Annotated in this window: 21 protein-coding genes; 7 read left to right on the forward strand and 14 right to left on the reverse strand. The window is 71.0% G+C overall.

All coding sequences use genetic code 11. The annotated features are described in order from the left end of the window. Together V7053_RS11800 and V7053_RS11805 are read right to left on the reverse strand one after the other, a co-directional pair. The coding region (locus tag V7053_RS11800; RefSeq protein WP_334172468.1) for a 4-hydroxyphenylacetate 3-hydroxylase N-terminal domain-containing protein at positions 1-392 on the reverse strand (392 nt) is incomplete at its 3' end. Between the two features lie 31 nt (positions 393-423). Continuing rightward, positions 424-909, reverse strand: coding sequence for a flavin reductase family protein (locus V7053_RS11805; RefSeq protein ID WP_334172469.1), 486 nt, complete (start codon positions 907-909; stop codon positions 424-426). 264 nt (positions 910-1,173) lie between these two features. Here V7053_RS11805 and V7053_RS11810 point away from each other — a divergent pair, with 264 nt between their 5' ends. Next, positions 1,174-1,884, forward strand: coding sequence for an IclR family transcriptional regulator (locus tag V7053_RS11810; RefSeq protein ID WP_334172470.1), 711 nt, complete (start codon positions 1,174-1,176; stop codon positions 1,882-1,884). Positions 1,885-1,910: 26 nt separating this feature from the next. Here the strand turns inward: V7053_RS11810 and V7053_RS11815 are convergent, their stop codons facing one another. From V7053_RS11815 to V7053_RS11830, 4 genes are all read right to left on the reverse strand, one after another. Further along, positions 1,911-3,134: an MFS transporter gene (locus V7053_RS11815; RefSeq protein ID WP_334172471.1), complete on the reverse strand. Its 1,224-nt coding sequence runs from the start codon at positions 3,132-3,134 to the stop codon at positions 1,911-1,913. Positions 3,135-3,219: 85 nt separating this feature from the next. Then, a complete protein-coding gene (locus V7053_RS11820; RefSeq protein ID WP_334172472.1) occupies positions 3,220-6,438 on the reverse strand; it encodes an SMC family ATPase in 3,219 nt (1,072 codons plus the stop codon). Beyond that, a complete protein-coding gene (locus tag V7053_RS11825) occupies positions 6,435-7,598 on the reverse strand; it encodes an exonuclease SbcCD subunit D (RefSeq protein WP_334172473.1) in 1,164 nt (387 codons plus the stop codon). The genes V7053_RS11820 and V7053_RS11825 overlap by 4 nt, the downstream gene beginning before the upstream one ends. Positions 7,599-7,663: 65 nt before the next feature. Beyond that, complete coding sequence (locus tag V7053_RS11830; protein ID WP_334172474.1) at positions 7,664-8,692, reverse strand: MIP/aquaporin family protein; 1,029 nt, start codon at positions 8,690-8,692, stop codon at positions 7,664-7,666. A gap of 195 nt (positions 8,693-8,887) precedes the next feature. On the opposite strand from V7053_RS11830, the gene V7053_RS11835 reads away from it, so the two are divergent. After that, positions 8,888-9,856 (forward strand): ADP-ribosylglycohydrolase family protein, encoded by a 969-nt coding sequence (locus V7053_RS11835; protein ID WP_334172475.1) that lies wholly within the window; start codon positions 8,888-8,890, stop codon positions 9,854-9,856. Positions 9,857-9,873: 17 nt separating this feature from the next. Here the strand turns inward: V7053_RS11835 and V7053_RS11840 are convergent, their stop codons facing one another. Both V7053_RS11840 and V7053_RS11845 read right to left on the reverse strand, forming a co-directional pair. Beyond that, entirely contained in the window at positions 9,874-10,401 is a 528-nt protein-coding gene (locus V7053_RS11840; protein WP_334172476.1) for a DUF4395 domain-containing protein, read from the reverse strand. Positions 10,402-10,457: 56 nt separating this feature from the next. Then, entirely contained in the window at positions 10,458-11,462 is a 1,005-nt protein-coding gene (locus V7053_RS11845; protein ID WP_334172477.1) for an exonuclease domain-containing protein, read from the reverse strand. A 69-nt stretch (positions 11,463-11,531) separates the two neighbouring features. Here V7053_RS11845 and V7053_RS11850 point away from each other — a divergent pair, with 69 nt between their 5' ends. Both V7053_RS11850 and V7053_RS11855 read left to right on the forward strand, forming a co-directional pair. Next, a complete protein-coding gene (locus tag V7053_RS11850) occupies positions 11,532-12,284 on the forward strand; it encodes a DedA family protein (RefSeq protein WP_334172478.1) in 753 nt (250 codons plus the stop codon). Continuing rightward, positions 12,285-13,583 carry an MFS transporter gene (locus tag V7053_RS11855; RefSeq protein WP_334172479.1) on the forward strand — a complete coding sequence of 433 codons (1,299 nt, stop codon included), beginning with the start codon at positions 12,285-12,287 and terminating at the stop codon, positions 13,581-13,583. On the opposite strand, the gene rdgB is transcribed toward V7053_RS11855, so the two are convergent. Then, complete coding sequence (gene rdgB, locus V7053_RS11860; RefSeq protein ID WP_334172480.1) at positions 13,522-14,160, reverse strand: RdgB/HAM1 family non-canonical purine NTP pyrophosphatase; 639 nt, start codon at positions 14,158-14,160, stop codon at positions 13,522-13,524. The genes V7053_RS11855 and rdgB overlap by 62 nt on opposite strands. Next, complete coding sequence (gene rph, locus V7053_RS11865) at positions 14,157-14,927, reverse strand: ribonuclease PH (protein WP_334172481.1); 771 nt, start codon at positions 14,925-14,927, stop codon at positions 14,157-14,159. Before rph ends, rdgB begins: the two co-directional genes overlap by 4 nt. A gap of 146 nt (positions 14,928-15,073) precedes the next feature. On the opposite strand from rph, the gene lgt reads away from it, so the two are divergent. Then, entirely contained in the window at positions 15,074-16,069 is a 996-nt protein-coding gene (gene lgt, locus V7053_RS11870; RefSeq protein ID WP_334172482.1) for a prolipoprotein diacylglyceryl transferase, read from the forward strand. Here the strand turns inward: lgt and V7053_RS11875 are convergent. The 4 genes from V7053_RS11875 to clpS are packed head-to-tail and all read right to left on the reverse strand — an operon-like array spanning position 16,034 to position 18,764. After that, positions 16,034-16,831, reverse strand: a complete 798-nt coding sequence (locus tag V7053_RS11875; protein ID WP_334172483.1) for an MBL fold metallo-hydrolase — start codon at positions 16,829-16,831, stop codon at positions 16,034-16,036. The two genes, lgt and V7053_RS11875, sit on opposite strands and share 36 nt — an antisense overlap. Continuing rightward, positions 16,828-17,832 carry a glutamate racemase gene (gene murI / locus V7053_RS11880; protein ID WP_334172484.1) on the reverse strand — a complete coding sequence of 335 codons (1,005 nt, stop codon included), beginning with the start codon at positions 17,830-17,832 and terminating at the stop codon, positions 16,828-16,830. The genes V7053_RS11875 and murI overlap by 4 nt, the downstream gene beginning before the upstream one ends. Positions 17,833-17,836: 4 nt before the next feature. After that, positions 17,837-18,454 carry a DUF2017 domain-containing protein gene (locus tag V7053_RS11885; RefSeq protein WP_334172485.1) on the reverse strand — a complete coding sequence of 206 codons (618 nt, stop codon included), beginning with the start codon at positions 18,452-18,454 and terminating at the stop codon, positions 17,837-17,839. Next, complete coding sequence (gene clpS, locus V7053_RS11890) at positions 18,447-18,764, reverse strand: ATP-dependent Clp protease adapter ClpS (RefSeq protein WP_334172486.1); 318 nt, start codon at positions 18,762-18,764, stop codon at positions 18,447-18,449. The genes V7053_RS11885 and clpS overlap by 8 nt, the downstream gene beginning before the upstream one ends. Before the next feature lie 73 nt (positions 18,765-18,837). Between clpS and V7053_RS11895 the strand changes: the two genes are divergently transcribed. Beyond that, entirely contained in the window at positions 18,838-20,181 is a 1,344-nt protein-coding gene (locus tag V7053_RS11895; protein WP_334172487.1) for a nicotinate phosphoribosyltransferase, read from the forward strand. A gap of 36 nt (positions 20,182-20,217) precedes the next feature. After that, the coding region (locus V7053_RS11900; RefSeq protein ID WP_334172488.1) for an isochorismatase family protein at positions 20,218-20,665 on the forward strand (448 nt) is incomplete at its 3' end.

Genomic DNA, 20,665 nt, shown 5'->3' on the forward strand with positions numbered 1-20,665 from the left:
CCGAAGACGGGGTCCGCTTGGGAGAAGAACTTCTTCGCGGCGCTGAGCGCTGTGAGGGCCGAGTTCATATAGTCTCCGGTGCGACCGAGGAAGCCATGGGAGTACTCGGCCCACACGGTCATCGCGTCCCGCCGCTTCGCGAGGTCCTCCCTCGAGCGCGGAACGAGGAACGACGCGCTGACGGGCTCTCCGGTGGTCGGCGACGGGTATGTCAGCCGGTCTCGGAACAGGGGATCGTGCTGCATGTCGAAGAGCTTCGCGTAGGTCCGGGCGAGGCCTTCGAAGGCCGGGTGCCGGGTGAGGTTCTCCGAGACCACCTCGCCGTCGATCACGAGATGCGGCCGCATCGAGTTGAGCTTGTCCAGGAACTGCTGGCCGGTGCGGATGCCCATGGCCCTTCTCCCGTCGTCGATGGTTGGGGTTCTAGAGGAGGTCCTCCACGCCGAGCTGGCTCTCGGGAATCGTCGTGAAGCGCCCGCTCGCGAACGCGAGGGCGTCTCCGGAGCGGTAGTTGAAGTCGACAACCTCACCCAGGTACAGCGTGTGGTCGCCGCCGTCGTACGCCGCCCAGGGCTTGCACTCGAAGTAGGCCAGGACACGGCTGAGGCGCGGGGCCACCGTTCCCTCGACCCACTGGGGCTCTATCCCTGGAGTGCCTGCGAAGTGCATGGCCAAGGCCTTCTGCTCGGCCCCGAGGATGTTCACTGTGAAGGGCCGTCCGGCTAGCTCGTCGTGCGCCCTCGTGTTGCGCGCGATGCTCACGAGCACAAGCGGAGGATCGAGCGAGACGGACGTGAAGGAGTTGACGGTGATGCCGTGGCGCTTCGTCACGCCGTCGAAAGTCACGATGGCGACCCCGGTTGCGAAGCGACCCAGACCGCCGCGGAAGTGGTGAGCGCGGGCACTCACGGTCCGCCTCGCCCTCTCGGGGCCAGCATTTGGGCGTTCGGGGACAGCATTTGGCCGCTCGGGGACAGCGCCGGACTGGGCGATCATCGCCGTCACCTCCTCAGGCCGTCATATTCTGCCGAGGTTCTGTCGATTACCGGATCGACATTCTATAATGGAACAAGACGTCCTGATATCGAACATTTCAACTGTAGGTTCCCTCTGCAGCCCTACACAAGACCCTACGACGCCGAGCCCTCACCGCGCTCCCCCGAAAGGACAAGCATGCCGCAGGCAACGGAGACAGCGGCCCACTCCCAGACCCTGGCTCGCGGGATCCGCGCGCTCGAGGTTCTCTCCGACGCGCGCTCGCCGCTCACGATCGCGGAGGTCGCCGAATCCCTGGGAGTGCACCGCTCGATCGCCTATCGCATCATCCGCACGCTAGAGGATCACTCCCTCATCGAGCGGGACGACTCCGGACGCCTGCAGCCCGGTGCTGGTCTCGCCGTCCTCGCGCGGGGGGTAGCGCGCGATCTGCAGTCCGCGGCGGCACCAGAGCTCGGCCGCATCGCCGAGGAGCTCGGCATGACGGCCTTCGTCGTCGTCTGGGACCACGCCGACTGCGTGACGCTCGCGACCGTGGAGCCGCGGCACAACGGCACGACGATCGCCCAGCGCCCGGGCACGCGGCACAGCGTCTCGTCGGGCGCTCCCGGCATCGCCATCCAGTCCGCTGTCGGCCGCGCGGAATGGGAGCGGCGGATGCCAGACGTCGCCTATCGTCCGGAGGCCGATGAAGCCCGGGAACGCGGGTACGCCGTAAGCCACGACGAGGTGATTCCAGGGGTCTTCGCCATCGCCGCGGCCATCGTCACCCCGCGCCAGCGGCCGTCCGCCCTCGCGGTGGTGCATCTCGGCGGGAACATCGAGATCGACCAGATCGGCCAAGCGCTCAAGGAGTCCGCGCGGCGCATCGCCGCCACGGTCGGCTGAGGGCCGTGACCGAGGAGAGCCCGGCGTCAGCGGCGGCCGACGGCGCCGGCCACGGCACCGAGCACGAGGAGCGCGGCGGCCGCAGCCACGGGCACGGCGAACGCCGCGGGCGACCCGCCTGCCGCGGCCAGCTGTCCCCCGACCGCTGAGCCGAGGGCGGTGCCTGCGACGATCCCGCTTGCGAGAGCGGTCATGACGGTGCCCGTTCGACCCCGTGGAGCGATCCGGCCGCCGATGCTGAAGACGGTCACCATCATCGGGCCCACCGGGATCCCGACGAGCAGGAGCGCTGCCGTCATCGACGCAAGGTCGTCCGGTGCGAACAGGACGAGGCTGAAGACGAGCACGCAGCTGGCGCACACGACCCAGCGGGCGCCGGAACCGAACGCTGGCGGCCAGACGGCGACGCTCAACGCGGCGATGGCCGAGGTGAGGCCGAGCGCGGCGTACAGCAGGCCGCCCAGGTCCGGAGAACCGTGCGCGCCGACAAACGCCGTCAAGGCCGCTTGGATGCTGCCGAAGAACGTCCCCATCGAGATCATGGCCGCCACCGGAACCAGCACGATGGCCCGCTCGCGGAAGCTCAGGGTGGCGAGTTCGCGGCGCGGGACCGGGCGGACCGCGGCGGCGGTGGGGTGCAGCGCGAACGCCGTCACGCAGGTCGCGGTCAGAAAGGCTGCGGCCGAGAGCGGCAGCCACGGTGCGATTCCCGCGCCCAACAGGCCCACGAGCGCCGGTCCGAGCACGAAGGTGAGCTCGTCGGCGGTGCCTTCGTACGAGAGGGCGGCGTCAAGCTCGAGGGCGCGTAGCGTGCGCCCCTCGGTGAGTCCCATCCACCGCGCGCGGGCGAACGGGCCGACCTGCGGCGTCGTCAGCCCCGACAGCAACGCCAGGGCGACGACGCCGGCCGGGGCACCGCTGCCGGCCTCGCGCAGGGAGAGGGCAGCCAGGACGGTCGCGGCGACGGCGACGGTATTGAGCGCCGCCGCGGCCAGGAGCACGCGCGCCTGCCCCGCTCGGTCTGCCAGCGCGCCGAGGATCGGCGCCCCGACCGCCGAACCGAGGCCGACGGCACCCGCGGCCACGCCAGCGAGAGCGTACGAGCCGGACTCGACGGCCACGAGGGTGAGAGTGCCGACGGTCAGCATCGCGAGGGGAAGTCGCGCAAAGAGGCCCAAGGGGAGGAAGGCGGCGCCCGCAAGGTCGGGAAGGACCTTGTAGCGCGCCAGGACAGAGACTCGGATTGACACGGGTACGCCTCAGCTCATGCGCGACGTCCCTGCCTCCCGTCGCGCCCAACCCGGCTACGCCCCACCATCGTAGCGGCTCGAGGGGTCAGACCGGCTGGGCGGCTACGAGGGAGTCGGCGGGGACGAACGCGCTCCCGCCGGCGACGACCTCGAGGCTCGAACCCGAACGCCCCTTCGTCACCCGAATCTGCGCTGGAATGCGCTGCTTGAGCTCGGCGACATGGCTGACCAGCCCGACCGTTCGTCCACCGTCCCGGAGCCCCTCGATCGCCTCCATGACCTGCTCGAGCGTCTGCTCGTCAAGGCTGCCGAACCCCTCGTCGACGAACAGCGTCTCGATGTCGACGCCGCCCGCCTCATGCTGGACGACATCCGCGAGTCCGAGCGCGAGTGCGAGCGACGCCATGAACGACTCTCCCCCGGACAGGGTCGACGGGTCGCGTCGCTGGCCCGTCCACGCGTCGAAGACGTCGAGCCCGAGGCCGGACGCGGCGCCCCGCGCGGCTAGGGCGTCGCTGTGCTCCAGGCTGAAGCGACCGTCGCTCATGACGGCAAGCCGCTCGGTGGCGGCGAGGGCCACCTGCTCGAGCCGGGCCGCGAGAACGTACCGGTGCAGCGACATCCGGAGCCTGTTCTCGCCGGAGCCGCGGGCGGTGCGCTGGAGCTCGCCGAGCAGGTCCGCGCGTGATCGGCTCGCCTGCACGACGGGGAGAAGCCGGGCGAACTCCTCGTGCAGGCGATCGCAGCGTGCTCGCGCGGCGACCGCCGAATGCTCGACGGCGTGGGCCGAAGCGAGCCTCGCCTCAGCCTGCGCCAAGTCGCGCTGGCACGCTTCGAGACGCTCGCGAGGGCTGGGTGGAGGCTCGGCCTCTGCGGACTGTTCAGCGGCCAGGGCGCGCGTCGCAGCCGCGGACGAAAGCAGTCCGGCAATGGACTGTTCCTCGGCGATATGCGACTCGACGGCGGACTGCAGGACGTTTGCCTCGCCCTCGGTCAGCAGGGCGGCTCGAGCCGCCGCCGCATCGTGGAAGGGGCTGTTCGCGAGGGCGCCGTCGAGGGTCTCAGCCGCTTCCTTCGCGTGTGCGCGTTCGGCGGCGGCCGCTGTGGCCGCGTCGGCCAGCGGGTCGAGGGCGCGGACAAGCGCGTTCAGCGCACGGTGCCTCGCCCTGAGGCTGGGCCAGCCCTCACGCCATTCGAGCAGGTCGTTCTGACGCTGCCCGATCTCCGCGGCCAGTCGGGTGAGCGACGCCTCGGAAACCGCGAGGGAGCTTGCCGCAGCCTCGCGCTCGGTCGCCGCCTCACGCCGCCGGGCTTCGATGGCCGCAAGCCGCTCGGAGACGATCCGCAGCCGCTCCTCGGCTGCGCGCGCATCCCTCAGCCGTGCGGCGGCCTCGTCGAGTGTCCGGATGGCCTTGTCCGGATCCGCGTCTCCCCCACGCGCCACGACGGCGGACAGCGCCGCCTTCGCGTCGGAGAGGGCCACTGAGGCCAGGCGTTCACGCTCCACAGCAGCGTCGGCCTCTGCTGCGGCTTCCTTCTCCCGGTCGACGAGCCGAAGGGGGTCCTCGTCCCCCACGGCCGGGCTGGGGTGGTCGGGAGAACCACAGACCGGGCACTCCACGCCATCCTCGAGGCGGGCTGCCAGCTCGAAGGCGGTGTGGTCCAGGCGTTCCTGGCGCAGATCGAGCCACCGCTCGCGGAACCCGAGGGCCTCGGCGCGGCGCCGGAGGAGGAGCTGCTCGGCGGCCTCGAGCCGCGCAGTTGCATTCCCGTGCTCCTGGACGGCGTCCACGACGGCGCGCGCCGCCTGCTCGTCGCGTTCGTCGGCGGCCCGAGCCGCCGCGAGGGGCTGGATGCGCGCTCGCTCAGCTGCGAGGTCGGCCTCCGCTCGCTCCGCCTCGGACCGCTCCGCGTCGAGGCGGGAGAGTGCCTCCCGCCCCCGTTGGGTGGCGGACCGCGCCTCAGTATGCTCGACGACGAGCCGCTCGAGCTCGTCCTCCAACGGAATGCGCTCGGCGAGCACGGCAGCCTGTGCGCGCGTGTCTCCCGCTTCGGCCCGGAGCTCGGTCGGCGAGAGCCCGCCGTCGTCCCCTCCTGTCCAGCCGACCGCGGCAGCCGCGCCGAGGGCGGCCCGCAGCTCCTGTTCGGCAGCCGCGCAAGCGGCTGCCGAACGGCGTTCCTCCTCCAGCTCGGGTCGCAGTGCCGCGGCCGCTCGCGCACGGTCCAACCGCCCAAGCCTTGCAGCATGATCCGCGGCCTGGGCCACCCAACGCGCCTTCCGCTCCCGCGCGGCGGCAAGCTCCGCGGCGTCGTCCGCGGCACGCCGGCATTCCTCCTCGGCGAGGCGGGCTGCGGCCACCTCGTCGCGGGCACGCGCGATCGCGGCCTGCGCGCGCTGGGCGAATCCTTCGAACCGGGCGTCGGCGCGCTGGAACCATTCCTCGGCCTCGGAGAAGCCCAGCTCGGCTTCAGGCACAGGGAACTCGTCGGCGGCAGGGAACTCGTCGGCGGCAGGGAACTCGTGGGCTCCGACCTTGTCGTGGGCGCCGGGCTCGTCGTGGGCGCCGGGCTCGTCGTGGGCGCCGGGCTCGTCGTGGGCGCCGACCTTGTCGTGGACACCGAACTCGTCCTGGGCAGCAAGCTCGGCTGCGAGTTGGCGGAGGGGAAGTCGTGCAGCGTTCTCGGCTTCCGCGGCGCTCGCCTCCGCCTCCTGTGCCATGAGGGAGAGCTGGGCCTCGACGTCCGCGTAGGCCCCGGTCGCGAAGAGGCTTTCGAGAAGCTTCTCGCGGTCCTTCGGGTCTGCGCGCAGGAACGCGGCGAACTCGCCCTGCGGAAGCATCGCGACGCGTGTGAACTGCTCACGGTCCATTCCGAGCACCTCGCGGAGCAGGGCGGCTGCCTCATCGTTGCGTGCCGAGAGCGCGAGCCATTCACCGTCGACGAGCTCGCGCAGCTGGGTGCTCGCCTGCTGCGCGGTGAAGCCGTTCTTCGAGCGCGCGCTCGGCCGGTCCCAGGAAGGTGTGCGGCGCACTTCGAAGCGGCGGCCCTGCGCGCTGAACTCGAGCTCGACGAACGGTTCTGCCGCGGCGTCTGCGTGATGGCTCTTGAGCGACTTGCTCCCCTGCCGGGCCCCCGGCAGACCGCCGTACAGTGCAAAGCACACGGCGTCGAGCACGCTCGTCTTCCCTGCCCCGGTGGCCCCGTTGAGGAGGAAGAGGCCATGCTCCGCAAGGGCGTCGAAGTCGACGTTCTGGCGTGTGGCGAACGGGCCGAAAGCGGCGAGCTCGAGCCGGTGCAGCCTCACGCGCCGGCCTCCGCGACGCGCACCGACTCGAGGGCCTCGGTGAGAGCGGAGCGTTCGGGCTCGTCGGGGCCGCGGCCGCGCACGTGCTCGAAGAACCCGCAGCACACCTCCAGCTCGTCGCGCGCGGCAGCGAGCCGGCCGCTATAGGTGGTCGAGGCGCGCACGGACCCGCCCTCGGGCTCGAACTGGAGCGAGAGTGCGAGGGGGAAGCGGCCACGGAGCCTTTCCATCGCCCGCTGCGGCCGCTCGGCATCGGTGAGGGTGATCTGGCAGCAGGCCGCCTCCGCGTGCGCGAGCGCGGGATCTGCGAGGAGTTCCTCGAGCTTTCCGCGCAGGACGGCGAGCCGATGGCTCGTCGGCCAGCCGACCTCCGTGACCGAGTCCAGTCCCGAGGGCGAGAAGTCGAGCAGCCAGGCACCCTTCGACTGCTTGGCCTCCCCGAAGGAGTAGGCGAGCGGAGATCCCGAGTAGCGCACGCCCTCGGTGAGGCGCTGGCGCCCATGCAGATGGCCGAGTGCGGCGTAGTCGAAGCCATCGAAGAGCTCGGCCGGAACGACGTCGAGGCCGCCGACCGCGAGCGCCCGCTCGCTGTCCGCGGGCACGCCGCCCGAGGCAAAGGTGTGGGCCATGACGATGGAATGGATGGCGCCCGAAGCGCGGCGCTTCTCGAGATCCGAGCGGACGCGGCCGAGCGCGGCACGCGTGACGGGGACGTGGCCCGCGCCTTCGGCCTGGAGTTCGGCGGCGACGAGGCGCGGCTCGAGGTACGGCAGCCCATAGATGGCGACGTCGGTCCCGTCCTCTCCCGAGAGGAGCACAGGGACGTCGATCTCCGAGATCCTCGTCCGGACATGCACGCCGGCACGCTCGAGGAGCCGCGAGCCGAAGCCCAGGCGGACCGCCGAATCATGGTTCCCGCTCGTCAGGACCACCTGAGCGCCTGCCTGGGTGAGCCGGACGAGCGCCCTGTCGAGCACGGCGACCACGTCAACCGCGGGAAGCGCCCGGTCGTACACGTCCCCGGAGACGAGCACGGCGTCGATCTTCTCGCGAGAGACGAAATCCACGAGCCCGTCGAGCCACTCGCTCTGGGCGGCGAGGAGTCCGAGCCCGTGGAACGAGCGCCCGAGATGCCAGTCGGACGTGTGCAGGATCTTCATGCTGGGAGGCTAACGGGTGGCACCGACAATTCTCGGTGCCACCCGCGCAGCAGGATCAAAGAGGCTTACTTGTTCTGGTCGAAGAAGTTCTTCGCGTCGTCCTCATCGGAGCGCGGAGCCTCGGCGGCCGGGGGCACTTCCTCTCCCGGCGCTCCTTCTCCCAGCGCTCCCTCGCCGATCGCGCCGTCCGCTGCCTCGTCATCGCCCTCGTCGAACGTACGGTCATCGCGCTCAGCCTCGTCGTGCCGGTGGCCGGCCTCCTCGACTTCCTCGACGGAGGCCCCACGGGTCGAGACGCCCTCAACGGTCGTGAAGGACGGGGCACCGGGAGCGCCGGTGACGATGACGTCCTCGGGCGAACCGAAGCCGCGGAAGATGAGTCCCGTGATGGCGGCGCCGAGGAGCGGGGCGACCCAGAAGATCCAGAGCTGTCCGATGGCGGACGGCTCGGCGAAGATCGCGGTCGCGGTCGAGCGGGCCGGGTTGAGCGAGGCGTTCGTGATCGGCGCGATGGCCTGGATCAGGATCGCGAAGCCGAGGCCGATGGCCCACGGGGCCACGCCCCGCGCGGCCCGCTTCGATGTTGCGGCGAGGACGATCGCGAGGATCACGGCCGTGGCGACGACCTCGGCGAGCAGGCCGGCGGCCATGGGGAACTTGTTCGGCGAGAGGTCATCGACGCCGTTCGAGAGCTGGGTGAAGATGGTCTGGACGTTCGAGAGGTTCGGCAGCGTCCGCACGGCGATCCACAGGATGAGGGCACCGGCCGCGCCGCCGACGAGCTGCGCCACGATGTAGCCCGGGACCCGCTTCCACGGCGTGCGTCCAGCCACCGCGGTCCCGAGCGTCACGGCCGGGTTGAAGTGGCCGCCGGAGATATGGCCGAACGCCGCGATGCCGACGCCGATGCTCAGGCCGATGGCGAGCGGAGCGGGCAGCGGAGCTGAGGAGGGATTGCTGAAGAGCGCAACGCCGAGGCCGCCGAAGACGAGAAGGAACGTGCCGAATGCCTCGGCCGCGAGCTTCGCGACGATGCCGAACTCCTTCGTATCCGAAGGAACGGCCTCGGCGGTGGTGACCGCAGGGGTGGTCATGGGATTCCTCTTTCGAGTCGTCGGGTGGGGACGGCCGCGTGCCGCCCGAGGGCCAAGGTCTTCTCGCAGCGCCCACCACCGGCGTGGCCGGGCGCTTGACCGCCCCTCATGCTACCTTCCTTCGCAACGCCCGGGGTGTGGGCCTCGGGACAGGCCCCGTCCGGGGTGGCGAAAAGTGAGAGGTAGATTGCTGGGGTGACGAGCACCGTGAGCCTCCGAGCCCGCATCCATGGCTGCCTCCTGGGCCTTGCGGCGGCGGAGGCGGTGGCCATCGAGGGGGCGCGCGAAGCGCCGGATCGCCCGGACGACGGCGTGCTCCGGCTCGGCCCCGCAGGCCAGCTTGCGCTGTACACGGCGGACGCCCTCGTCGAAGTGCTCGAATGGGCCAACGACGGCGTCTATGCCGACCAGGCAGCGACCGTATGGCTCGCCGCGCTGCGGTGGGCCGCTGGCCAGGGCCTGGTCCTTCCGTCGTCCGCGCCCCCCGCTCCGCACCGCTGGATCGACGCCGAACCGTCGGTGGCCCGGCCTCTTCCCGTCCGGCCGGCGTGGGTCGCCTCCCTCGCGTCGGGGGAGATGGGAACGTCCGCGCGCCCGCTAGGCCTCACGTTCGACGACGCCGGCGCCGCCGCACGGACGGCACCCCTCGGCCTCATCCCGGGGACCCCGACGTCGGCCGTCCTCACGATGGCGGCCGACGCCGCGTCCCTCACCCACGGGCATCCCGACGCCGTCCAGGCGTCGATCGCGGTCGCAAGTGCCGTGCACGCGGCCCTGGGGGGCGCGGACCTCGGCGACGCCCTCGGCGCCGCCAAAGCAGTGGTTGCCGGTCTCCGGAGCCCGGAAAGGGCGATTGTCGATGCGCTCACGGTGACGTCCACCCGGGGTGTGCCGCACGGCGCCGCGACCGCGCCACGCGCCCTGGCCGGCGCGGTCCGGGCGGCGCTGGCTACGGGTCAGGAAGGAAGCCCGGACGCGTTCCGCCGGTCCACGCTGACGGCGGGCGGTGCCGGCGCCGACGCAGCCGCGATCGCGGGGGCGCTGCTCGGGACGGTGTGGGGGCCCGAGAGGGTTCCTGCCGATTGGGCCGCGCGCCTCGACGGGGCGCAGGTGGTCGCTCGCGTGGCGACGATGCTCGCGGACGCAGCGGGAGCGCCTGCCTGAGAGCCCGCCGGGGGCGCTCAGCCCCGACGGAGGGAGATGTTGCTGCAGGCCTCGCACACGCCCTCTGGAATGACTCCGGCGTTCTGGAGACGACCGAAGATCCAGCAGCCCAAGCAGAAGCCCGCGAAGGATTCGAGCGAGGCCGCGACGATCAGGAGTCCTAGAAGGACCCACGCCGCGGGCGCGAGGCCAACGGTCCACAGGACGGCGGCCGCCGTCGAGAGCACGGCACCGATCGTCTGGGCGAAGCGCTTGGGGGGGCCTGCGACGAGCCGGCGCTTGCCGAGCCGCGGGACGATGACGTGGACCGCGAGGCGGCCTGCCGGCGAATAGCGCGGGCCGCCGGCGACGCGGAGCCAGAAGCCGAGGGCGATGAGCCACAGCGGCCAGCCCCAACCGGTTGCGAGTCCGACGGCGAGCACGGCGATGCTCAGGACGACGATGATCCCGGCCGTGCTGCGCGCCGCGTACTCGTTCACGGGGTTCGGGAACTCGAAGGCACGGCGGAGCGCGCTGCGGGGGGCTGCATCGGTTGGAGTCGTCACCGTTCCAGCGTAGGAAGCTGACGCGTCATCGAAAAGGAATGTTGCGTAGTGCGACGTCACGCGCTGCGCGCAGGCCACTCACCGCCCAGCATCTGGAGGAACTCCCCCTCGGACAGGACCTCCACCCGGTATCCCGCGGAACGCAGCTCGAGCGCCCTCCGGGCCTTCGACGTCACGCGCCCCGTCCCGCGGCCTGCCCGCAGATCCGACGCCACGAAGCCGTCTCCCACGACAAGGAGCGTCGTCGCCCGTGTGACGGAGCTCGCGGGCTGGGCTCCGCGCGCGGCCGCGCGGGACTTCGCCTCGGCACGGGACATGCCGAGCACGCCCGTGAACACGATGCGGTGGCCGAAGAGCGGGTGGGCGGGATCCGCACCCGCGTTGGCTGACGGGTTCGCGCCTTCCTCGGGCCAGCCGGTCCAGCGGCGAGGCGAGGCTGCGCCTCGGAGCGCCTTCGCGGTCGCCGAGGAGAGGGCGTCCCGCCCAGGGACGAACTCGGGATGCCGCGGCAGGGCCAGGTGCAGCGCGTCGTAGAGCTGCGCGACGTCGGTGGCTCCATGCCGCTGCGCGATGTCGACGAGGATTCCCGCGCATGCCGCCGCGTCCTCGCTCGCGTCGTGGTGGTTGACGAGCGGGACGCCCGCGGCCTCGGCCACAAAGGGAAGCGAGTGGGACGGCAGGTCATAGGTTCGCCGGGACAGGACCACCGTGCAGGCATAGTCGTAGGCGGGGCCCGGAAGCCCCGACACCTCGAGCGCGGAGCGGATGACGCCGAGGTCGAAGGCGGCGTTGTGGGCGACCAGCACGTCCTCACCGATGAACCCGCCGATCTCAGCGAACAGCTCGCCGAAGCGCGGCTGCCGCGCGACATCGTCGGACCGGATGCCGTGGATGGCCACGTTCCGGGGATCGAAGGCGTCGTGTCCCTGCGGGGGGCGCATGAGCCATGTGGCCGTCTCGACCAGCCGCCCTCCCCTCACCTTGACCAGGCCGACGGCGCACGGGGAGCCCCGAAATCCGTTGGCGGTCTCGAAGTCGATCGCGGTGAAGTCCAGAGCCACGGTCGCGAGTCTAGCCACGCGACCGGCTCTCTCCCGGGACCGCCACGGGCGCTCCGGTAGGCTGGAGGGGTGATCCCTGCCGCGCTGACCCAGCTCGCTGCCGCCGTTCCTGCGGCCGTCCAGCCGAGGGCCTCCCTCCTTCCCGATTGGCTCAACCCCGACGTCTTCCTCCGCGACTCGCCCCTCGGGCCGTGGATCGTGCTCGTCGTGTGCGTCATCGTCTTCGCCGAGACCGGCCTCCTGATCGGGTTCTTCCTTCCCGGCGACTCGATGCTGTTCACGGCGGGGCTCCTCGTCGCGACCGGCGCTATCCAGTTCAACATCTGGCTCCTCGCGCTGTTCGTGGTGATCGCGGCCATCGTCGGCAACCAGGCCGGGTTCCTCATCGGCCAGAAGATCGGCCCTGCCCTCTTCAGCCGCCCTGACTCCCGGTTCTTCAAACAGGAGAACGTGCGCAAGGCACACGAATTCTTCGAGCGCCACGGCGGCCAGTCGCTCATCCTCGCCCGATTCGTGCCGATCATCCGCACGTTCGTCCCGGTCATCGTCGGCGTCGCCGGCATGGAGCGGCGGAAGTTCTTCCTCTACAACGTGCTCGGAGCCATCCCCTGGGCCGCGGGCGTCACCCTGCTCGGCGGATGGCTCGGGCACTACGCATGGGTCGGCAAGAACATCGACCTGATCTTCCTCATCATCGTGCTGGTCTCCCTCGTCCCGATCTTCGTCGAGTTCGCGAAGGCGCGGGCGGCGAAGCGGCGCGGCTCCTCCCTCGGACTGCCAGTCGTGGAGGACACCGAGGCGGAGCGTCCCGAGGGGCGCTGAGTGTCCCGGAGGCAGAGGCTCACGGCCCTCGGAGCGTGCCTGATCCTCGTGGGCCTCAACCTCCGGACCGTCTTCTCGAGCTTCTCGGCCATCTTGGCCGACGTGCAGCGCGCCGCGGCGGTTCCCGCGTGGGCAGTCACCGCCCTCACGACTGCCCCCGTGGCCTGCCTCGGCATCTTCGCCCCGCTCGCTCCCCCGCTGGCACGCCGCTTCGGCGCGGAACGCGTCCTCCTCGCAGCGATGGGCGTGCTGACGCTGGGACTCCTCGTGCGTCCGACGACGTTTCCGGGCTGGGGCGCGCTGCCCTCCCTCCTCGTCGGCACGGCGGCATGCGGGTTTGCGATCGCGTTGGGGAACGTCCTGCTCCCGGGACTCGTGAAGAGGGACTTCCCTCACCTGCTCGGGCTCATGAGCGGGCTCTATACGACGGCGATCGTCGCCTCGGCGGCGCTCGCGGCGGGCTTCACCTACCCGCTGCTCCAGGCAACCGGCTCCTGGCAGCTGGCCCTCGGCGCCTGGGCGGTGCCCGCCGCCGTCGTCGCCCTCGTCTTCGCGCCGCTCGCATGGAACGGCCGGGAGCCCCTGCATACGGCGAGCGGCCGAGGCCCGCGCCTTGCCCGAGATCCCGTCGCCTGGCACGTGACGCTCTTCATGGTCGCCCAGGCGATGATGTCGTTCAGCGTCTTCGCCTGGCTGGCCCCCATCCTCCGCGAGCGCGGCGTCGACGGCGCAACCGCCGGCCTGCTCACGTCGTTCTCGATCATCCTGCAGATGGCGGGCTCCCTCGTGGCGCCAGCCCTGGCGGCGCGACTCAGGCGGCAGAGCATCGTCAACGGCGTCGCCGCCCTCCTCACCGGCAGCGGCTTCGCGCTCTGCATCGTGGGCCCGCTCGGTGGCATCTGGGTGTGGGCTGCGATGCTCGGGCTCGGTCAGGGGAGCCTCACGGCGCTGGCCCTCACGATGGCGATGCTGCGGACGCACGACGCCGGGACGGCCGCGCGCCTCTCCGGAATGATGCAGGGCTTCGGCTATGGCCTCGGATCGACGGGGACGCTCCTCGTCGCGCAACTGCGGGCGGTCACGGGGTCGTTCACCGCCGTCGCCGTGCTCTTTGCCGGCGTCGGCTGCTTCGCCGCCGTCTTCGGCGCCCTGTCAGGACGACGCCGCTATGTAGGAGCCCGCGAGCGCGAGCCCGTCACCGACCGCGTGCCCTCGGAGAGATCGCCCGCGGAGAGGTCTAGGCCAGCGCCCGGAGGATCTCGGGAAGGAGCGCCCGGAACGCCTGCCCGCGATGGCTGATGGCGTTCTTCTCCTCACGGCTCAGTTCGGCGCAGCTCCGATCAAGCCCCTCGGGGAGCAGGATCGGGTCATAGCCGAATCCGCCCTCCCCGCGCGGCTCGCGCAAGAGGGTTCCCTTGAGCTCCCCGTATTCGACGTGCTCATACGGGTCACCGCCGTCCCCGGCCGGGGCCACAAGGGCCGCGGCACACACGAAGGCCGCACCGCGATGTTCGTCGCGGACATCGGAGAGCTGCGCGAGGAGGAGTTCAAGATTCGCCCGATCGTCGCCGTGGCGGCCGGCCCACCGCGCCGAGAAGATCCCGGGCGCGCCGCCGAGGACGTCGACGGCGAGGCCTGAATCGTCCGCGATCGCCACGAGGCCGGTGGCCGCCGAGACGGCCCGCGCCTTGAGCAGCGAGTTCTCGGCGAACGAGACCCCGTCCTCGACGACGTCGGGGCCGCCGACGGCCGCGGCGTCCACGACCTGAGTATCGACGTCGAGTCCTTGCACCTGCCCTCGGAGCAGGTCGCGGAGCTCGCGCAGCTTGCCCTGATTGTGGGTCGCGAGGACGAGGCGGGGCGCGCCCCCGGTCACGGGGCCGTCCTGAGCGCCTCGGCGAGCGTCTCGCGCTGGATGTCCGCGAGCTGCGCGGTGCCGATGAGGGCAAGGTCCAGGAGGCTGTTGAGCTCGTCCCGGTCGAAGGGCGCGCCCTCGGCGGTGCCCTGGACCTCGACGAACTTGCCCGAGCCGGTCACGACGACGTTCATGTCGGTCTCCGCGCGCACGTCCTCGACGTAGGGGAGGTCGAGCATCGGCACGCCGTCGATGATGCCGACGGAGACCGCCGAGACGGTATCCGTGAGCGGCTCCGCGCCCGCCTCGACGAGGCCCTTGTCCTTCGCCCAGCGGACGGCCTCCGCGAGGGCCACGAACGCTCCGGTGATCGCCGCCGTGCGAGTGCCGCCATCGGCCTGCAGGACGTCGCAGTCCAGCACGATCGTGTTCTCGCCCAGCGCCTTCAGGTCGATGATCGAGCGCAGCGAGCGTCCGATGAGCCGCGAGATCTCGTGGGTCCGTCCGCCGATCCGGCCCTTGACCGACTCCCGGTCCGAACGCGTGTTGGTCGCGCGCGGCAGCATCGCGTACTCAGCCGTGACCCATCCGCGGCCCTCGCCCTTGAGCCACCGCGGGACGCCCTCAGTGAAGGAGGCGGTGCACAGCACCCGCGTGTTCCCGAATTCGATGAGCGCAGAGCCCTCGGCCTGCTTCGACCATCCTCGCGTGATGCTGATGGGACGCAGCTCGTCGGACGTGCGGCCGTCAGCGCGCACAGCGGGACTCATGGGAGTGCTCGGGGTCATGGCACCAGCTTAGCCGCCGTCGTGCACGGGCCCTTCCGACCTCGACGCCGCGTTTCAGGCTCGGAGCCGTCCCCTGCCGCTCGGGATGCCATGAGTCGGGATGCCATGGGGCCTCACCGTCCCTTCCGACCTTTAGACTGAAGAACGTGCTCCCCGCCTACATTCCGTCGCCGACGGTCAACGCGATCAAGATCGGCCCGCTCTCGATCCACTTCTACGCGTTGTGCATCCTCGCGGGCATCGGCGTAGCGCTCTGGCTCACGAGCCGCCGCTGGGTGCAGCGCGGAGGCAGGCCGGGCGAGGTTCTCGACATCTCGCTGTGGGCCATCCCCTTCGGCATCATCGGCGGACGCATCTACCACGTCATCACGGACCCCGAGCTCTACTTCCTGCCCGGAAAGAACCCGTGGAACGCGTTCGCCATCTGGGACGGCGGCCTCGGGATCTGGGGCGCCGTCGCCCTCGGCGGCCTCGGCGCGTGGATCGGCTGCCGGCGCGCCAAGGCCAGCCTGCCCGGGTTCGCGGACGCGCTCGCCCCCGGCCTCCTGTTCGCCCAGGCCCTCGGGCGCCTGGGAAACTGGTTCAACAACGAGCTCTACGGTGACCCGACCAGCGCCCCGTGGGGCCTGCAGATCCACCAGATGGACCCCTCGACCGGCGGCGCGGCGCTCGGCCCCGACGGCAGTCCCATCGTCATCGGCTACTTCCAGCCCACGTTCCTCTACGAGGCCCTGTGGTGCACGCTCGGGGGCTTCGCGATCATCGCCGCGTCCCGCCGGTTCCGCCTGCCCCGCGGGGCGGAGTTCTCGCTCTACGTCATGGTGTACACCGCCGGCCGCTTCGTCATCGAGCTCATGCGCTCGGACTACGCGAACCTGATCCTCGGGCTGCGGGTCAACACGTGGGTCGCGGGCCTGACCTTCCTCGGCGGCGCCATCGGGTTCACCCTCGTCATGCTGCGCGCGAGGCGCCGCGCCGCGGCCGGAGAGACGCCGGAGACCGGATCCCTCCACCGGCACCCCGCGGGCGAAGCCGTGGCCGACGGGCACGACGGCAAGGGCGCCGACGAAGAACCCGAAAGCACGAAGGCGCCCGGCTCCGACGGCTCAGACGATGTAGTGGACGCCCGCGACAGCGACTGAGATCGGACCGGAGTAGGCGCGCTGCGCCTCCGCGACGGTGCGGTTCGCGTCGTTCCACACGGGAAGGTGAGTCAGCAGCAGGCGCTTCGCTCCGGCGTCGGACGCGGCTTGGCCCGCCCGAAGCCCGGTGAGGTGGACGCCGTCGATCGCATCGTCCCTTCCCTCGTGGTACGCGGCCTCGCAGAGGAACATATCGGCGTCGCGCGCGGCGTCGAGCAAGCCCGGGCACGAGTCCGTGTCCCCCGAGTACGCGAGGACACGCCGCTCGATCGTGCCGTCCCGCCGCGGCTCCGCGGCCTCGATCCGCATCGCGTAGGCCTCGGCGATCGGATGCCGTGCTGCATGCACGCCGAAGCGGAACGGGCCCAGCTCAACGGTCTCGCCCACGGTCCAGGCGTGGAACTCGAAGTCCTCGTGGAGATCCGCGGCGGGTTCCATGTCGAGCGCAATCGAGATGCGCCGTGCCGTTGCCTCCGGCCCCCACACGGGAACGCGCCCCGCGGTCCAGCCCTTGGGGTCCCAGTGGATCGCCACCTGGAGGCCCGTCAGATCCATGCAGTGGTCGGGGTGGAGGTGGCTGAGCAGAACGCCGTCGATGTCCTCGAGGTCCATGTAGCGCTGGAGCGTGCCGAGGGCGCCCGAGCCCAGATCGAGGAGGACGCGCCAGTCGCGCTCGCCGTCGTTCGCCGTCAGGAGGTAGCAGCTCGCCGGCGAACTCGGGCCCGGGAACGAGCCGCTGCACCCGACGATAGTGAGCTTCACGGGTGCATCCTATCCGCGGCCGGGTCTGCGGCCCCGGACGGCTCAACGAAATACGAGACGCGCCCCATGCTGCCGGCCCCGGCGTCTTCGCGCGCCGCCTCGATCATCTCTGGCGTGATGCGAGCGAGGCTGCCGGTCGGGTAGTGGGCCGCGACGTGGTCCGCGTGCTCGACCCGCTGCACCTCGGGCCCGAGGAAGCGGCGGGCGAGGATCTCGAACTGGGCGGCATCGCCCGTAGCGAGGAACGTGTGGGTGGGTGGCTCCGAGGAGCGCCGTTCGAGGCCGTGGCTCACGAGTGCACGGTAGACGTCCTTCGCGGTCTCCTCGGCGCTCGAGACGAGCGTCACTCCGTCGCCCATGACGTAGCTGATGACGCCGGTGAGAAGCGGATAGTGCGTGCAGCCGAGCACGAGGGTGTCCACCCCGGCCTCGCGGAGCGGCGCGAGATACCCCTCCGCCGCCTCGAGGAGCTCGGGGCCGGTCGTCACGCCGGCCTCGACGTACGGGACGAAGTCGGGGCAGGCCGCCGAGGAGATGCTGAGGTCGGGCGCTGCGGCGAAAGTGTCCTCATAGGCCCGGGATCCTACGGTCGCGCTCGTGCCGATGACACCGACCCGGCCGTTGCGCGTCGCGACGACGGCGCGGCGCACCGCTGGCTGGATGACTTCGATGACGGGGATGCCGTACCGCGCGGTGTAGCGCTCTCTGGCATCCCGGAGCACCGCCGCGGAGGCCGAGTTGCACGCGATCGTCAGGAGCTTGACGCCTGAATCGACGAGCTCGTCCATCACTCCGAGCGCGTTGGCGCGGACTTCCGCGATCGGGAGCGGCCCATAGGGACCGTGCGCCGTATCCCCCACATAGAGGACGGACTCATTCGGCAGCTGGTCGATGACGGCCCGGGCGACCGTGAGGCCCCCGACGCCCGAGTCGAAGATCCCGATTGGCCTTTCCGAGCGTTCGAGCATGGCGTCCTCCCCGCTGTCAGCCCTTCTGGTCATACACCTAGCCCCTTCCCGCGCCGGGCGCGCCGCCGCCGCGGGCCGCCCGCCCGGCCTGGGCGCGGTGGGCCGCCATCATCGCGTCGATGAGCGTCGTCTGGAGCCAGGTCACGAAGTTGTAGACGAGTGCGAGGTAGGCGTCGACGTCGTCATCCCCCACATCGGACCAGTCGGCGACCGCGTGGATGCGCTCTGCGTCCTCTTCCGTGTGGACGCCGAGCCGTTCGGCGAGGACGAGGCGCACGTCCGTGAGCGCCGTCGCCCAGTGGGCGGCCGCGGTCGCGTCGAGCACGACGTCGCGCGACTCGAGCCCCAGCGCTGCGGCACGGAGGGCACCCGCCTTCGTCTCCCGGAGCGAGCGCTCGGTGAGGCGCCGGAACTCGAGCGAGGCGTCGGCGTCGTCCTTCGAGATGTTCGGGAGAAGGCGCTTGACGGCGGGGTCCTCCGGCTCGGAGGCATCCGGGCTGATCCCGATCAGCGCGGCGAGCGGATCCTCGTCGGGGCGTTCATCCGGCTCGAGGAGCGCGACCACATCGCGGAACAGTCCCCGGAGGAGCTCACGCTCGGCGTCCTCGAAGCGGGCGCTGATGCCCTTCCGCCCGTAGGTGAAGGGCTCAGCCATCCTCGCCAGCCCTCTCGACCGTGGCCCAGAGCCCGTAGTTGTGCATCGCTACCGCCTGCCGCTCAACGGTCTCCTTCGAGCCGTGCGAGACGATCGAGCGTCCCTCCGTGTGGACCTGCATCATGAGTGCGTCCGCCTTCGCCTCGGTGTAGCCGAAATAGGTCTGGAACACATAGCTCACGTAGCTCATGAGGTTCACCGGGTCGTTCCAGACGACAAGGTTCCAGGGCACGATGTGCGCGGTGTCCGTTCCCGCCGTCGTCTCTTCTCGGAGGCCAGGACTTGGTTCCGTGGCGACGCTCAGGCTCATGGCTTCCATTCTAGGCAGGCCCGCACGCCCCTCCGCGGCAGCCCACTCCCACGCCCGCGGTTAGAGTGAAGGCGTGACCCCTTCGAGCGCCAAGGAATACTCCGCCCAGGAGCCGCCCCGCACGTCGCTGTTCACCGACCACTACGAGCTCACCATGCTCCAAGCCTCGCTGCACTCGGGCGCCGCGCACCGCAGCGCCGTGTTCGAGGTCTTCGCCCGCCGGCTCCCGGACGGACGCCGGTACGGCGTAGTGGCAGGGACCGGGAGGCTCCTTGAGGGCATCGCCGGGTTCCGCTTCGCGGAGGACGAACTCGCGTTCCTTGAGCGCACGCACGTCGTGAACCGCGAAACGCTCGACTACCTCGCCGACTATCGCTTCTCAGGCGACGTATGGGGCTACGCCGAGGGAGAGGCGTACTTCCCGAACTCGCCCATCCTCATCGTCGAGTCCACGTTCGCCGAGGCCTGCATCCTCGAGACCTACCTCCTCTCGGTCCTCAACCACGACTCGGCGATCGCCTCGGCAGCGTCCCGCATGACGGTTGCGGCCAACGGGCGCCCCTGCATCGAGATGGGATCCCGCCGGACGCACGAGGAGTCGGCCGTCGCCGCCGCGCGCGCCGCCGTCGTCGCGGGCTTCTCGAGCACCTCGAATCTCGAGGCTGGGCTCCGGTACGGAATCCGGACCGTCGGGACCGCGGCGCACTCGTTCACCCTGCTCCACGACACCGAGCGCGCGGCCTTCGAGGCGCAGATCGCCTCGATGGGAGCGGACACCACACTGCTCGTCGACACGTACGACGTCGAGACCGCCGTGCGGACAGCCGTCGAGATCGCGGGCGAGCGCCTGGGGGCCGTCCGCCTCGACTCCGGTGACCTCATCGGCCAGGCCCACGCGGTGCGCCGGCTCCTCGACGAGCTGGGGAACGTCAACACGCGGATCGTCGTGACGTCCGACCTCGACGAGTATGCGATTGCGGCGCTCGCCGCGGCGCCTGTCGACTCCTACGGAGTGGGGACGGCGCTCGTGACGGGTTCAGGGGCGCCGACGGCGTCGATGGTCTACAAGCTCGTGAGCCGGACCGACGACGACGGCGAGTTCGTCTCCGTCGCCAAGGCGGCCAAGAACAAGCAATCGGTGGGAGGACGCAAGTACGCCCTGCGGCGCCTCGACGAGAGCGGCACGGCAACCACCGAGGTTATCGGCGTCGGCCACCCGCCAACCGGGGACAGCAACGACCGACCCCTCCTCGAACACTTCATCGTCAAAGGCGAACTGCAGCCCGGCTGGACTGGCGCGGAAGGGGTCGATCGCGCGCGGGCGCGGCACGAGGCCTCGCTGGCAGAGCTGCCCGCCTCTGCGCGGCGCATGCACCGCGGCGAGCCCGTCATTCCGACGCTGTACCTCGAAGACTGAGGACGAAGGCAGGAAATGAACACCGAGAAGAGATCCATGAAGCGAGCGCTCATCATCGTCGACGTGCAGAACGACTTCTGTGAGGGCGGCTCCCTCGCGGTCGACGGCGGAGCGGCCGTGGCTGCGCGGCTCACCGACTACGTCGCCCGGCACGGGCATGAGTACGGGGCGATTGTGACGACCCAGGACTGGCACATCGATCCGGGGCCACACTTCTCGGAGGCGCCCGACTTCGTGGAATCGTGGCCGCCGCACTGCGTCGCGGGCACTCCGGGGGCTTCCTTCCACCCGAACCTCGACGTCTCGAGCGTGGACGCGATGTTCCGCAAGGGCCAGTACGCTGCTGCGTATTCGGGCTTCGAGGGCCATCTCGCGCAAGCCGGGGATGCGCAGGGCCCCGCCGACGACTCCCCCGGACTTCAGGAGTGGCTCCCCCACCCCGGCGGCCCCGATGGCGGCGTCCCCGGGCACCGGCCCCCCCCCC

The sequence above is a fragment of the Sinomonas sp. genome, assembly GCF_036848755.1.
In the GTDB taxonomy this organism is placed as follows: Bacteria; Actinomycetota; Actinomycetes; order Actinomycetales; family Micrococcaceae; genus Sinomonas.

Coding starts and splice junctions, on each gene's coding strand:
- V7053_RS11810 (WP_334172470.1), top strand. CDS start 1,174: ATGCCGCAGGCAACGGAGACAGCGGCCCACTCCCAGACCCTGGCTCGC.
- V7053_RS11825 (WP_334172473.1), bottom strand. CDS start 7,598: ATGAAGATCCTGCACACGTCCGACTGGCATCTCGGGCGCTCGTTCCAC.
- V7053_RS11830 (WP_334172474.1), bottom strand. CDS start 8,692: ATGACCACCCCTGCGGTCACCACCGCCGAGGCCGTTCCTTCGGATACG.
- rph (WP_334172481.1), bottom strand. CDS start 14,927: ATGACCCCGAGCACTCCCATGAGTCCCGCTGTGCGCGCTGACGGCCGC.
- murI (WP_334172484.1), bottom strand. CDS start 17,832: ATGACCAGAAGGGCTGACAGCGGGGAGGACGCCATGCTCGAACGCTCG.
- V7053_RS11885 (WP_334172485.1), bottom strand. CDS start 18,454: ATGGCTGAGCCCTTCACCTACGGGCGGAAGGGCATCAGCGCCCGCTTC.
- clpS (WP_334172486.1), bottom strand. CDS start 18,764: ATGAGCCTGAGCGTCGCCACGGAACCAAGTCCTGGCCTCCGAGAAGAG.